Origin of the sequence: Paenibacillus sp. FSL H3-0329 (assembly GCF_037963285.1) — a bacterium.
GTDB lineage: Bacteria > Bacillota > Bacilli > Paenibacillales > Paenibacillaceae > Paenibacillus_AQ > Paenibacillus_AQ odorifer.
In genome coordinates, this window is the sequence record NZ_CP150150.1 from 6624497 (window position 1) to 6638404 (window position 13908).

13 protein-coding genes are annotated in these 13908 nt (G+C 44.1%); 1 reads left to right on the plus strand and 12 read right to left on the minus strand.

The features are described 5' to 3' along the window. Nucleotides 1-69: 69 nt before the first annotated feature. From NSQ66_RS29230 to NSQ66_RS29260, 7 genes are all read right to left on the minus strand, one after another. Nucleotides 70-777, minus strand: coding sequence for a DNA alkylation repair protein (locus tag NSQ66_RS29230; RefSeq protein WP_038574984.1), 708 nt, complete (start codon nucleotides 775-777; stop codon nucleotides 70-72). Between the two features lie 33 nt (nucleotides 778-810). Beyond that, nucleotides 811-2385 (minus strand): diguanylate cyclase, encoded by a 1575-nt coding sequence (locus NSQ66_RS29235; RefSeq protein WP_076140654.1) that lies wholly within the window; start codon nucleotides 2383-2385, stop codon nucleotides 811-813. 83 nt (nucleotides 2386-2468) lie between these two features. Next, nucleotides 2469-2990 (minus strand): YcxB family protein, encoded by a 522-nt coding sequence (locus NSQ66_RS29240; RefSeq protein WP_036682157.1) that lies wholly within the window; start codon nucleotides 2988-2990, stop codon nucleotides 2469-2471. 131 nt (nucleotides 2991-3121) lie between these two features. Beyond that, nucleotides 3122-3370, minus strand: a complete 249-nt coding sequence (locus NSQ66_RS29245; RefSeq protein WP_036682161.1) for a type B 50S ribosomal protein L31 — start codon at nucleotides 3368-3370, stop codon at nucleotides 3122-3124. Between the two features lie 223 nt (nucleotides 3371-3593). Beyond that, entirely contained in the window at nucleotides 3594-4382 is a 789-nt protein-coding gene (locus NSQ66_RS29250; RefSeq protein WP_076140825.1) for an SDR family oxidoreductase, read from the minus strand. A gap of 16 nt (nucleotides 4383-4398) precedes the next feature. Next, nucleotides 4399-5169 (minus strand): class III extradiol ring-cleavage dioxygenase, encoded by a 771-nt coding sequence (locus tag NSQ66_RS29255; protein ID WP_076140652.1) that lies wholly within the window; start codon nucleotides 5167-5169, stop codon nucleotides 4399-4401. Continuing rightward, nucleotides 5166-5819: an alpha/beta hydrolase-fold protein gene (locus tag NSQ66_RS29260; protein ID WP_036682167.1), complete on the minus strand. Its 654-nt coding sequence runs from the start codon at nucleotides 5817-5819 to the stop codon at nucleotides 5166-5168. The genes NSQ66_RS29255 and NSQ66_RS29260 overlap by 4 nt, the downstream gene beginning before the upstream one ends. A 143-nt stretch (nucleotides 5820-5962) precedes the next feature. Here NSQ66_RS29260 and NSQ66_RS29265 point away from each other — a divergent pair, with 143 nt between their 5' ends. Further along, nucleotides 5963-6514 (plus strand): XRE family transcriptional regulator, encoded by a 552-nt coding sequence (locus NSQ66_RS29265; RefSeq protein ID WP_076140650.1) that lies wholly within the window; start codon nucleotides 5963-5965, stop codon nucleotides 6512-6514. Between the two features lie 6 nt (nucleotides 6515-6520). Here the strand turns inward: NSQ66_RS29265 and NSQ66_RS29270 are convergent, their stop codons facing one another. The 5 genes from NSQ66_RS29270 to NSQ66_RS29290 are packed head-to-tail and all read right to left on the minus strand — an operon-like array spanning nucleotide 6521 to nucleotide 13890. Beyond that, nucleotides 6521-7372 carry a diguanylate cyclase gene (locus NSQ66_RS29270; RefSeq protein WP_036682174.1) on the minus strand — a complete coding sequence of 284 codons (852 nt, stop codon included), beginning with the start codon at nucleotides 7370-7372 and terminating at the stop codon, nucleotides 6521-6523. After that, nucleotides 7362-9458: a cellulose biosynthesis cyclic di-GMP-binding regulatory protein BcsB gene (locus NSQ66_RS29275; RefSeq protein WP_081386819.1), complete on the minus strand. Its 2097-nt coding sequence runs from the start codon at nucleotides 9456-9458 to the stop codon at nucleotides 7362-7364. Before NSQ66_RS29275 ends, NSQ66_RS29270 begins: the two co-directional genes overlap by 11 nt. Nucleotides 9459-9510: 52 nt before the next feature. Then, on the minus strand, nucleotides 9511-10761 hold the full coding sequence (locus tag NSQ66_RS29280; RefSeq protein ID WP_076140648.1) for a glycosyltransferase family 2 protein: 1251 nt from the start codon (nucleotides 10759-10761) through the stop codon (nucleotides 9511-9513). Between the two features lie 28 nt (nucleotides 10762-10789). Next, nucleotides 10790-12340, minus strand: coding sequence for a hypothetical protein (locus tag NSQ66_RS29285; protein ID WP_076140646.1), 1551 nt, complete (start codon nucleotides 12338-12340; stop codon nucleotides 10790-10792). Then, complete coding sequence (locus NSQ66_RS29290) at nucleotides 12337-13890, minus strand: hypothetical protein (protein ID WP_076140644.1); 1554 nt, start codon at nucleotides 13888-13890, stop codon at nucleotides 12337-12339. The genes NSQ66_RS29285 and NSQ66_RS29290 overlap by 4 nt, the downstream gene beginning before the upstream one ends. Nucleotides 13891-13908 lie beyond the last annotated feature (18 nt).

Sequence of the window (13908 nt, forward strand, 5' to 3'; positions counted from 1 at the left end):
TGTTTTTACCGGAATAAAAAAAAACCCCACAAGTGCCTTTCTCCTTGAAGGGTTACCTAAATATCTAACTCAGCAAATACAAGTTTTCTTCTTCACACCTAGCTTCCCAGCCTGTTCAACCTTAGCAATATAATCAACAGCCATGGGAACTTTACAAGCGGTTTGTCCCATGTTCACCTGGACCTTACCTATACCTGCTGCGATCTTTGCTGCCTCCTCATGCAGTTCTGTGATACTGCTGCCCGCCATAATTACAAAAGTATTCATCGTATAACGGACACGATTCCGCTCCTGATGAATAGTAGCGCCTACTTGTTGTAACAACTCCCTAATCTCAGCGATGTCCAGCTTATCATCCGGTGTAATTGAAATGTAATTTGCATAAGTGCTCCAGCCGCAAACGGCTATTAGTTCATCCGAGGAACGAATCCACTCTCTCGCAAGTTCCAATCCATATGGACTCTCTGCGGCGAGAGGGGATACTATATATTCCACTACCGCATGCCAACTGGCCGCCGAAGCCCAGCTTTGAAGCTCTTGCTTCGTCATAGTCTTGGGATTGACGGTTAGCCCAGCCAAATACATTGCATCGTAATTGCCTGTCTGATACAAAGCCCTTGCCAGACTCTGATCTTTTTTCACATCCTTAACCAGCTTCTTCATATCCCCTACCTTTACTCCAAATAAAGGTTCCACTGCGCCATGTCGTAAGAAGGTACGTTTCGTCTGCTCTGTACCCATCTCCTCAAGCTTGCTCATCACTTCATCAACAGTCAGATTCATTAGGCCACTCCCTTATCTTCGATGTTCTTATCCCTTTACTGTTTCTCTTATGATCGGTTCACGACCTAACGTAACTCTGTTCTTCCCTGTATTCTTAGAGTGATATAACGCTTCATCCGCTTCCCGATATAAATCTTCGAAAGTCACCTCTCTACGCTCCGTAAAAGAGATTCCGATACTTGCGGTAAGATGAATGCTATCCTGTTCATTCAAGATTATCGTGTAATCACTCATCATTGTACGAAAATTCTCTGCTTCTTTTAAGGCTGCACATTTATCTTCAGCGAAAAAGCATACGGCAAATTCCTCGCCACCCACTCTTCCAGCAATACCTTTATTCTGGTATACCTGAAGTATTTTATTCGAGAAATCAACTAACGCCTGATCGCCCGCTAAATGACCATAAGTATCATTAATTAATTTAAAATCATCAATGTCAAATAACAGCAGAGCCAATCCTAATCCATCCGGGATCGTTTGATTCTGGACCCTTTGCATGAAATGCCTGCGATTATATAGCCCTGTCAGATCGTCAACCGTTGCCTGATAGACCAGCTCACGCTCATACCGCTTCTTCTCACTATGATCACTAAACACAATAAGCATACCCTTATTCTCTGTTGTCGCATGTTCCGTAGCAATTAAAGAAACCCCATAACAGAGCTCCCCTGCGCCAGAACAAACTACCTCAAACTGTCCCTCCGTCCTCTGACTGTAATGAGCTGCAATGTCTTCGTGAGACTTCATAAAAAGATCAATGTTTTTTCCCATCCAGTTATCGTTCGCTATTCCGGTAATGTCGTATAAAATAGCAGTCGCCGCATCGTTTATGCCAATGATATTATCATAACGGTCAGTCAGAACTACGCCGTCTTTCATGTGCTCTAGAATTTTGTTTTTGGTTAGAGGGAAGATGGTTAATTTGGAGCTAACAAAAAGTGCGAAATAAGCCGCTATAATCGCAGGCAAATAAGTAAACGCCGTAAAACCTGTAATGGTAATCTTCAAGAGGGGGAGTAAAAATACGGAAGTAACTGGAACTAGCAAACCCGCCAACAGCAGCAAATTAGTCCGCAAATAAACTCTCGGGGTATTCAGTAGGGAAACTGCCAGCAAGCAGACTGCATATAGCCCAAAAAGCTGATCATACGCAATAAAAGCCATACTAAGGAGCGTAGGCTTTACAGCAATTCCACTAACACCCGCGACCGTCAGGACGGCCACTTCACTGCGCATCAGATGATGATAGCTATCCGTAAAAATAAGAAGTACATCCATAACAATAGGGATAGAGAAGATTGCAAGCTTCACGGGCAGGCGCCCTGTGGAAGGAGATACGTATTCTTTTACCACAGCATAAGTAAAGAGCGCACTAAAAAAAAGCGGAGCCTGCTGCACATTCTTCCACCACAGCTTAGACTGAAAAGAGAGTGACATAATCTCTCCCGCCGTTGCAACAAATATAAGGCTGACTAACAGCATTAAGATCCACAAATAGCGTCTCCCTGCTAACTTACGGTGCCGATAGGAGCTGACGCCCATGTACAGACTTAGAACACTGCCCATTAATAAGTAATACGGATATCCCTGAATCCATGGCATGCCATATTTCTCCTATTTTTCAAGTCGCTCCTATCATTATAGCCTAATCCTTGGTACAAATGAATCAACAATAACAGCACATCTTATGCCTTAAATTTCACCCGATTGGAGAACATATATTTTCTGGCTAAATCCTTAAATGTTATTTTATCTTGTGCCGATTCAAAGAAACGTTTAGGGATAATCAGCGCTCTCTGTGTGGACACAAAAAACACAAACAAGTTCGTAGTTTCACCTATCTTATGTATCTCTTCCCACTTCACTTGTCCAGTGCCCGCTTCGGAAAGATAAGATATGCCTTCATCTGAAATCGTATAATTTTGCGGTTGCTGAATTAGGCTATCTGTTTTGAACGCCTTCTTGGATTTTTTGATCAAGCTTGCCTTGGTCATATACCATAAGACAGCGGCAAGAATTATAGCAGTCACAGCCAGGATTGAGATGCTTTGAGTACTGTAATCCTTAGTAATTAATAACAAAATCATAAAGTAAGCGACTACGCTAAAAGAGTTGAGTATAATCCGGCTATTCAAGCTGAACCATAAATTAAACTCCTGAACGTCTTCACTCTTTAGGACTGTATCTACTTTTATTACATTTTCCATCACTGATCGCTCCCTCGACGCCATGTATATTTTTAAATTCATCTCATTTTAACATGCCTGAACACAAAAAAGGGACATCCCCGAAGCGATTGCTTCTACATGGGTTGTCCCTCTTCAATCCGTAAGGATTCTTATTTCTTTTGTGCAAGACGTTGTTTGAACTTGTCAACACGGCCGCCTTGTTCTGTATCTCTTTGTTTACCAGTGTAAAATGGGTGGGATGCGGAACTTGCGTCCACACGGAGCACTGGGTAAGTGTTGCCGTCTTCCCATTCCATAGTTTCATTGGATGATTTAGTAGATGCACTCAAGAATTTGAAGCCTACGCTTGCATCCAAGAAAATCACTTGGTTGTACTTAGGATGTATGCCTTCTCTCATTCTAATCGTCCTCCTTCTGAATAAATTCGTGGAGCCTTTATGGTAAATTATCCAAATGATCTGTAGGTTTATATATAGTATAACCTAATAAACGTAGGAAAATTCGTAAATCTTACGATTTAGACCACCGCTCCATCATACGCTTATTTAGAGCACAAAGCAACTAATATTGAAATTACTAATATTTCCATAACCTTTCAAAGCCTACCCATAACGCCGGAGGTTAGAGCGATTTCACCATTCCTCCATCGACTAAAAGAGATTGTCCCGTAACATAAGTATTCGCAAAAGAGCCTAGAAAAACAGCAGCCTTGCCGAATTCTTCGGGCGTGACCAATCTTCCTAACGGGATTTGCAGCAGCGCTTCCTCTTGAATCTGCTCCATAGGGATCCCCTCGGCTTGTGCACGTTTGCCGTCTAGTTGAAGAATCCTGTCGGTTGCAATACGCCCTGGAGCGATCGTATTAATTAAAATGCGATCCGCAGCCAGCTCAGTAGCCAAGCTCTTGGTCAAGGCATACACGCCAGCGCGAAAAACATTGGAAAGAATTAGTCCCTCAATAGGCTGCTTGATAGAAATCGAGCTTATATTAACGATTCGCCCTGCCCCAGAAGAGCGCAGATGCGGCAGTGATTCACGGATCAAACGAATGGTGCTCATCAGTGTGAGCTCAAATCCTTGGTTCCAATCCGCGTCTTCCATATCAGCGAAACCTCCGCCATGAGGCCCCCCCGCATTGGTCACTACAACATCAAGCCCACCGTTTTGGGCTACAACCGTTTGAATAGCATGTACGATATCCTCTGGGACAGTCACATCCATCTGAACAATGTTCACCTGCTGTCCTGTGGCTGCCTGAATCTCTTTCTGTGCGTCTACAAGCTGCTCCATACTCCTGCTGGCGATCATTACCTTCGCCCCCTCACGGGCGTACTCCAGCGCAGTTGCGAGTCCTAACCCTTTACTTGCTGCGGCTACAAAAACTGATTTCCCACGAAGTCCCAAGTCCACCATTAATGCCTCCTTCTTAATTAAACTCCCAACAGCTAAGACTTAAATTGCCATACTGATAACTTCGGTGCAGCAGCTTCGCTTCTTTCCCTTTATCGCCAGCTCCCATAGCTATTATCAGAGGGATAAAGTGCTCATTAGTCGGCACTGCATCAATACCATAGGGAGCAAGCTCCTGATAGCTAAATAGTGACTCTGTATCCCAAGCTTCCACCCTGTGCTGCAGCCAGTCATCGAATGTCTCTGCCCATTTCTCGACGTTCTCCATTCCCCACTTCACGCTACGCAAAATATGGACGGTTCCACCACTGCCAATAATCATAATATCCTGCTCACGCAGCTCAGATAAAGCCTTACCCATTAAATATTGCTGTTCATTGGACAGCTCTCGATTAACTGACAAAGACACGACAGGAATATCTGCATTCGGATAGATTAATTTAAGAATAGCCCAAGCTCCGTGATCTAGTCCACGCTCTGTATTTAATTTGCTGACAATCCCATTCTTGTGGAACAGAGACATAATTTGCTGTGCAACCTCATTGTCTCCTTTGGCAGGATAAGTCATTCGATACATCTCATCTGGGAAGCCATAGAAATCATAGATGGTGTCGAAAGTCTCCATAACTCCAACCGACTGTTTGTGTTCTTCAAAATGTGCAGAAAATAGAACAATCGCTTTAGGTTTGACATTCCTCTCAGCGAGATCCCCAAGAAATTTCGTATATGCATTGTTATCAAGTACCAGAGAAGGAGCACCGTGGGCAATAAAGTAAGAAGGTATCATAGTTTATCACTCCCTAAGTTCTGCAGTAACCAAGCGATCAGGTCCTGCTGATTCTGCGGTAATACACCATGATCCGAAGGATAAGTTTTAAAGGTTAATAATGGGGTTAGACCTTCGAAATAAGCGGCTGTTTCTGTCCCCACTGAAATTGGAAATACAGAATCATATTCACCATGCGAGATGAATACCGATACCTCCTGCACACTCTTCAGCTCATAATCTGTCTTCACAAACCCCGGAACATAACCGTTCAGCGCCACAATTCCCCGAAGCGAATTCCCCATTGTAAGAGCGAGTGTCATGGACAAAATGGCTCCTTGACTGAAGCCAAGCAGATAACGGTGTTTAGCATCTATAGGATATTTGTCGGTGGCGTATTCGATAAACTGCTGCAATTGCGATACAGCCTGATCAAACTGCTCACGGATGGGATGACCTAGACTTTTGAGATCATAATATTGAAATCCAGCCCCTAAAATCATATTTCCCCGAATCCCGATAATAATAAACTCTTCAGACAAGGGCTCGACAAGTCCGAACATATTCTTCTCATTGGAACCTTTGCCATGCAAGGTGAAGATAACCGGATAAACCCGATTCACATCGTAGCCGGAAGGTAGACTGACATCATATATATAAGGTGCCTTCATACTAAACACTCCTTCAAAATATTTGTAATACAAAAATAATATTTGTAAGGATAATATTATAAACCTCTGGCTAGTATGTCAATTAATAATTTGTTAATATAAAAATATATTTGCTATTACTAATATTAAAAGGGGCTTTACTTATGAATATAGGTTCAAACATTCGTACAATCCGTAAAAGAAAACATATAACGATTGCCCAAATCTGTGAAACTACTGGCCTGTCACAAGGTTTTATGAGCCAAGTTGAGACTAATAAGACCTCTCCTTCGATCGCTACCCTTAGCCTGATTGCTGATGCACTGAACGTTCCGTTGGCTTATTTGCTGTTAAAAAAGGAAGAGCGGATGCAGGTGGTACGATCCAAGGAGCGGCAAATCACCAGCAGTGGAAGTGATCAACTGCAAGTTGAACATTTAAGCTCGGCAGGTGGTGTACGAATGGTGCTTGTCCATTTCCCTCCGGGTACTTCTACGGGTGAAACTCCGCAGGCGCACGAAGGCAAAGAGGTCCATTTAGTGATAAAAGGTGAGGTTTATGCGGAGCAAGGTGAAGATTTCGGGATGTTCCAAGCGGGGGATTCCTTTAGCTGGAATGCCTGTGTGCCACATCTGGTCATAAATAAAGGCGATGAGCCGGCAAGCGTGCTCATCGCCATCCATACAGAGGCTGATAGTGAAACTGTTGATTTTTAAGCTGGCCTACACGTCGTACTCCAGCTGTTTTTTGGCCTGAACAATGAAATCCAGCGGATTCTCAATCGTGCCGGCTTGGTATTCGACCGCCCCAATCTTAAGACCCAGGCTGACCTTATATTTTCTGGAGAAATTATTGTCATTCAACTCCTGAAGCTTGAGCTTAATCCGCTCGATCACAATCTTCGCCCCATCGCTGTCCGTGAACAGCAGCAGGCCCCATGTTGCTTCATCCTTATCTAGCAGATAGAGTGCATCATTGGTACGAATACTCGCCTGACTAAGCTGAGACACATCATAGATAGCTTCTGCCAGCTGATCTTCAGGAATGATCCGTCTGATCTCTTTCCAATACTTCACCTTCACCACTAGCAGGGTGAGCGGAATCTGATAGCGGGTCGAAATGCTTGTAAATAATGTAGCATCCGTCTGAAAAGAAATACTGTTCCGCAAATTTGTGTTTTCATCGACGATAGCCATATTGGCAGTCTTTTTGCGTAGCTGCTCATTCTCCACCTGCAAATCACGGCTGCTTAAAGTGAATACCCATAGAACGACCGTTAATAGCGGAGTCATAATTAACCAGAAATAAGTATTCAGGCTAATCGTTTCCCCTAGCGTTATCGTCTGGTACATCGTGTAGAATCCGTAAGCAAAGATAAACACCAGATTCAAGACCAGACCCGCAGTGACCGTTGTAAAATACGTAACAATGGCCAGAATAAAAGCCACCGTTAAAATGATAATATTCTGGAGGTAATCATCCGGTGCCCCGGCAATGAAGACGATACAGAGGAACGATAACACCAGGAATGATAAGAGAGCGATGTCCGACACTAAGCTGCGATTACGTCTCACGCTTATCACCACGTTTCTTCATGTGTTTGCGAAGCAGTAGGATCAGCGATAGAACTACCAGCGTCAGCACCAGTAAAATCACGATGATAAAACTGAGTACATCCGACCGTTCCATTATTTTCTGGGCCACAGAGTCCTCGGCTGCTCCAGTGATCGTTTTGAAACGGTGTGCGCTGACATTACCGTCTTTATCAACGATTGCACCATCGCCAAACACCTTCCACTTGTCCCGTTCTGTAGCGAGCAGCTTCGATCCTAAGTAATACTCTTCCGAGCTGACTCCCGTAACCGCGAGCAATGCACGTCCCGCCTCAAATGGCGAATCAATCAGCTGCAGTGTTCCGATTCGTGCACCGTATTGCTCTTCAATACTCATTTTCTCATTGGAGCGAATTGTGGTTCCATCTCCGTTATATTGAAAATAAAGCTTAGCATTCTGATCACGGATCACCTTATTATTCTTATAAGCACCAATAGCGATGATATTATTATTTTTCAAATGATCGGCGCTGACAGTATCGGTATAGAACTGGATATTCCCTATATTTCCGCTGGCATATTTACCAAGCAGATTAAAGATATTCGATACACTTAAATAGGCGTAATCATCCATTTGTTCGGGCAGTACAACCGCTACATGATTATAGATCCCATCGCGGATGAACGGATATGGATAGTTATTAAATAAGAGATCCGTGCGATCCTTCGTATTCAGCTGCATTACAGAATCTTTACTGATATAAGCCCATGGCATTTGATCCCGATCGATAATACATCTGGCTCCTTCGATCTCCAAATCAAAAGCCACTGTCACCGAGAAATTTCCGGAGATATTCAAGTTCTGAGGCACCGAGAGATTAAGAATATCGCCATTCGCCAGTTCCTTAGTCAGCTTCTTACTGCCAATCGGAGTATTGTTGATGCTCACGGTAACCAATGAACGAGTAAAATCCAAATTCTGTGCATAACGGAAATCCAGGCTGATTTTACCGGAATCGGCAATCGAGCGGTTCGCTGGCAATGAAATAAAATACGTCTGCTCCTGATGATGTGCCCCGGTCAGTTTATCACCTGTCTCAGTGAACGTGATGTTAGAGCTAATCGAAAGCGCAGGTGCTGACACTTCTGTAGCATCCGTTACTGTTTTCAGATCACTAGTGATCTGCCCGATCAGCTCTGGATTAGCAATCAAACGACCCGCTTTAATCAGCAAGTTCTCATCCTTCGAGGTTACAACCAAGGTGGGCTGGGTATCCTTATTCACTAGCTGGAGCAGCGCGTGCGTACCCAAATCTTCAGTGGAGCTTAGCTTAGCTTTCAGTTCGCTTGGTACTCTGTCATACATAGCTACCAGTACAACTGCGGCCTTATTCTGCACAGTGTCTGCCCAGTAGGGAAGTAGGGGAATAGTCTTATCATTTAACGTAATCCCCTTAACAAACCCGGAGAGCGCATAAGTGGCTGCTTCCATTTCTGCCGCTGTGCTTTTGTCCGGTACAGTCAGAATACTCTGACTCTTCGTTAAGGTATCTATCCCGGCGAATCGCTCGCTGAAGTCACTGATCCCTCCACTCAAGGGCTTTGCGGTATAAATCACGTTAACACTGGACGTATTGAACAGATGCAGCCAATTATCCGACGTTTCATCGACCGAACAAAAGAGGTCATCTTTACGATCTGTCTTTAAATAGCCCTGAATGCCCAGCGTATTCGTCCCTTTTTTCAGAAACCCCTTGGGCGCCGCAAGGGTCAACAGCTGTTCGCCGTTGTCTTGTAGTGACGGACGAAACGTATAGAACGGGCTGCCGTTTAGCGTTAAGGTAACACTAGAAATCTGCTCTTCGGTAATTTGTGAAATTTGAAAATGCAGTTTGATCTTTACTTGATCCACATTCCAATAATCCAGAACCTCAAAATATTGCTGCTGGGCACTCGAACCTGTTAAGGACGAGTCTGTTCCCGTGAATGAGGTTGTATAAGTAGACTTATGATCCTGTGGCAACGTCTCTGCGGCAGCAGGATGGATTGGAATTAAGAAAAGGGAGAGGCAGATTAACAGTATAACCAGCTGTTTTTTTATCTTCATGTTCTGTTTCTCCTGTGATTACATTTTTCTCATATGACTTTTTGGTGCCTCGTTAGTAGCGCTCCGTCTTATACCATTTGGCTTCTCTTTTGAAGATGAGGTCTTTCAGGTATAGATATAATCCGTTAGCCGCGACAACCATCCACAGCTGGCAATAAGACACATACATCAACATTACAATCCCTAGATTGGACAAGCTCATCTCGCCCTTTTCTGTTGTTAGCGTAATGAAGGTCCCCACAACGAATAAAATAATAGCGAGCAGCCATAAGAAATTACTAAGACCTGCAATAGTAGTATGCACATAACCCAAAGCATGCAGGATCAGCAGCACATCCGAGGTGATTAACGACAGCAGCAACAAGAAGTAAATGGATAGAAAATAAAGAATATCGAACCGCACCTTTGCGGCCGATTTATTGAACAGCAGCGGGATATTTTTGACAATGACATAAATATTGCCCTTCGCCCAGCGGGTTCGCTGCTTGAACCAGACCTTCAGGGTCTGTGGTTCCTGCTCCCACGTGACGGATTTGGGCTGGAACTTGATTTGGTAACCCATCATATAAATCCGGAAGCTGATTTCTGTATCCTCGGCTATCGCTTTGACATCCCAGCCACCGATGCTTTCCACAATAGACCTGCGCATAATGAAATTTGTTCCCGGAATAGTGCAAAGCTTGAACAGCTTCCAGCGCCCCGCTTGAGCCATCCATTGAAAGGATAAGGTCTCAATATTAATGAACCGGGTCAGTAAACTTGCATCACGATTACGGGTCCGGAACTTCCCAATCACCGCACCGAGGCTGGAATCATGCATGATCTCAGCAACCAGATAACGCAAAGCTGTTTTCTCCGGAGTATTGTCGGCATCATAAATGGCGATTAGCTCCCCTTTACAGCTGGTAAAGCCTATATTCAAGGCATTGGATTTGCCTTTGCCTCCTGTAACTGCATCCGTATTAATGACTACCAGCTGACGCCCCGGATTTCGGGATTGTACGCCCGCAAGCAGCTCAGCACTGTTATCAGAGGAATTATCATTAATCACAATAATCTCATACCGATCTTGCGGATAATCCAGCGCCAGCAGAGATTCAACCGTCTTACAAATCACTACCCCCTCATTGTGAGCGGGAACCATAATTGAAACAAAAGGATATTCACCCTCTATCTCTGGTATGTCCTCATTTTCGGATTTAATGTAATATAGATAGCCCGCGATAATGAGGGTCACATTCACCAGCAGCAGAGACCAAATACAGATCACCGCAATCACCATCAGCACGTCTGAAATCGTCATAGGGTCCTCCAAATCACGATTAGTTGTCTCATTTCAAAAACTTTCTGCGATATAACCGGTATCCGATCATCAACAATCCGCCAAACAGCAGCAGAGAAATCATGATCACAACAATAAAAAATTGATTCTGAATATTAAAAAGTCGGGTGAAGCTCTTTTGCTGCTCCTCTGTGTAGCGATAATCGCTATCTACTGTTTCCGGTGTATAGTCCAGGCTTAGAGGTTGTCCATTAATAGAAATCATTCCATCTAATGAGGAGATTGTGTTCTGATCAGTAACCACCTGATGCTCTTCTTGCTTATAATCGGCAAAAGAAACCCAATTCCGCTCCAGACTTTGCAGCATTTCTTCAAGCTGACGCTCATCCTCGGGCATGTCGACGGTGATTACAGTATCCAGCGGCAATTGCGGGATCACTTTATTGGATGTATGCAAAGCCTGAAGAAATTCCAGCGGAACGCTATATAAAGAGGATGGAAAGGATTTAGAGGTGTCGCTCTGCTCCATATAATCAATCTGTTCATCCGGATATAACACCACGGAATCAAAAAAGCTCATCCCCGCTTCTGAATACTCTTTGTCATACGACCAATGCATCTCCGCTCCGGCTCCAAGTGGCCCAAGCCCGTTTTCGGCCAACAGATTGATGAAATCATTCATCTTTCCTTTAAGCGTATGGTCACTGGAGCTTATCGTTGGCATCACCACTGGGGCATTGACCAGAATGCTTCCATTGCTGGATTGCACACTTTTCATGGCCACTAAATAGCGCTGCATGGCCGGATAATCGGTATTGCTGAACACAGGCCGCACACTTGCAAGAAACGGAATCCCCAGTTGATATAGCCGCTCACCCGTTTCTGCCAGCAATCGCAGATCAGAGAAAGGATAGATTTCTTTGATCGCAAGGTACATTTTAGGAGCAGCAGTGATATGGAGCCAATCCTTCAGAACATACGCCATCCCCAGCGTACTGACATTCCCTTGTTCAAAATATGGGGCATATGTATCATTCCCCTTACTCACAGCGTACGGTGCTTGCAGACCCTCCTCCGCAAAAGAGAGTTGCCCGAAGGATTTGACCGCCTGACTCGCTACAATATAAGGCATATCCTGCACCTTAGCTTGAATTCCGGAGAACTGTCCAATTTCGAGCTCAGCACTCCCGTCATAGATCACATCAGTGGTTAGCTGTAACGCCTTCGTTAGACTAGCGGGTGGGTTGTACCCAATATGCAAGTACTGCCCCTGATAATGCTCCCAATCCTCTATATAGGATTTATTCGTGATCGAAATATCCGCTTCGTTACGGACCATGATCACTCTGGAGTAATTTTTCAGCATCCCCTGCTCGTATTGATCTAGGCTTCGAAGTGTAACCCTTGTCGAGTAAGCCGCCAGCAGACGTTGAAGTTCAGTCACATTTCCATCCTTAGCGGTCCCCTTGGCAAGGCTGTCATAGAGCAGTAAGACTTGTTGTGGTGATGCAGCAGATTGAACAGGAGTGGCGGGAAGCAATAGGATGGTTAAGCTCAGGGTCAGCAGCAATATACAGTATAAGATCCCTCTGCGCTTCAAACACTCACATCCTTTTGAGGCTTTGTATATGGACTAGAAGTGGTGGGACTTTCGTTAACCGGCTTTTTGCGATTTTTCGAGAATCTGCGTCCGATCACACTAGATACTGTCAGAAAGGTCACCAAATCAAAAGATAAAGTGAACAAGAATTCATGCTTGGAAATGTCGGCATCACCGGCACCAATAATCGATACAAAAATGCCTGAAAGACCAATGCCTATCGTAGCGACAATCAATACCATCCGCTGCAATCCTCTAAAATTGCGTGCCTTGATGGCTGTTACGAGGGAAGGCATATACAGACCAATGACAAGCACTGTCCAAAGGAAGATAAAACCTATCGTTCGTGGTGCCAAAGCCTTTTTCAGCTGACTATATCCAGTAAAAAAGTGACTTTGTGCTCGAAATTCCTTCCCAACGGATTGCTCATAATTGCCCATCGCCGCTGGTTTAATCGAGAATGCACTTTGAGCAGCAACATTAAGAATCGAGTTAAGCTGATCCGGATTCGATATATAGTATTTAAGGATCGAAACAAATCCGTAACGACTGTAAAAGTTCTCTTGGAGGATTGGTGAATTCACATCAATAGTTCCGTACTTCTCGTAATAAATGCTATTCTTCAAGATGGCATATTGTTCATCAATATCGAATGACTTCAGTGCCTTCTCCGGATCGGAGGAATCCTTCAGCACCCCGCGGGTCATGGCATGGAACTGGTTAATATTCACGAACTCATCCGAGATATTCAAATAGGTGAACACACCCGCGAACAGGATCAAAGCAAGGGAAACCATTGTCAGAATGCGAAATATTTTATCCCTGCGAATCCAAAGGAGCGAACACCCCAGAACCGCAATGATTATACCCACTGGCGCATTTTGCTGCTTGGAAGTAGTCAGGATGATCGTACTGATCAAGAACAGGGCCAGCAGCACATAGTCATTGTATCTTTTTTGATATAACAACAACCAAGCTGCGAACATAGTAATCATCGTGATCATCACGACGCTCTCGCCGTAAAAGGAGTTGAAATAAGCGGTATACCCGGTATCTCCAAATATAAAAATAGCAATACCTGCAGTGACCCATCCCTGCTTGCGGGTCATCCCCCATGTAACAGCCTCTATTAATAAGTAGATCGCCGCAACATATAAAATCGTATAAATGACTGCTTGAAACCGGATATCGAAAACCTCGCTGCTAAAAAACAGCTTATTAAGTCCAATGGCCAGCTTGATAAATAGGGACTGCGAAGAAAATAATGTCGCGCCATTCTCATTAAAATATTGAAAGATTCCATATTGCTTTACAAAATAACCAAAGTATTGCTCGTCATAATCCGGCAGATTGAAATAAATTCCGTTACTATAGATGCTGCGAAAAAAATCACCATTATCCGCCATTCCGACATACGGGGCGGTAAATAAGGCTATGATGGTTATAAGCAACACTCCAACAGCAGTGATAAAAGCCGGGGACAATGGCAAAGGTAGGTTAGCGAGTGTCATCCCCTGCCTCAGAGGTGATTTCACCGTGTTGTTTATCATGCAGATTCACCTTCGTTA

Bases quoted from the DNA above. Each gene is read 5' to 3' on its own strand.
- NSQ66_RS29265 (WP_076140650.1), top strand. From the start codon at position 5,963: ATGAATATAGGTTCAAACATTCGTACAATCCGTAAAAGAAAACATATA.
- NSQ66_RS29240 (WP_036682157.1), bottom strand. From the start codon at position 2,990: ATGGAAAATGTAATAAAAGTAGATACAGTCCTAAAGAGTGAAGACGTT.
- NSQ66_RS29235 (WP_076140654.1), bottom strand. From the start codon at position 2,385: ATGCCATGGATTCAGGGATATCCGTATTACTTATTAATGGGCAGTGTT.
- NSQ66_RS29255 (WP_076140652.1), bottom strand. From the start codon at position 5,169: ATGATACCTTCTTACTTTATTGCCCACGGTGCTCCTTCTCTGGTACTT.
- NSQ66_RS29260 (WP_036682167.1), bottom strand. From the start codon at position 5,819: ATGAAGGCACCTTATATATATGATGTCAGTCTACCTTCCGGCTACGAT.
- NSQ66_RS29245 (WP_036682161.1), bottom strand. From the start codon at position 3,370: ATGAGAGAAGGCATACATCCTAAGTACAACCAAGTGATTTTCTTGGAT.
- NSQ66_RS29280 (WP_076140648.1), bottom strand. From the start codon at position 10,761: ATGACGATTTCAGACGTGCTGATGGTGATTGCGGTGATCTGTATTTGG.
- NSQ66_RS29290 (WP_076140644.1), bottom strand. From the start codon at position 13,890: ATGATAAACAACACGGTGAAATCACCTCTGAGGCAGGGGATGACACTC.
- NSQ66_RS29275 (WP_081386819.1), bottom strand. From the start codon at position 9,458: ATGAAGATAAAAAAACAGCTGGTTATACTGTTAATCTGCCTCTCCCTT.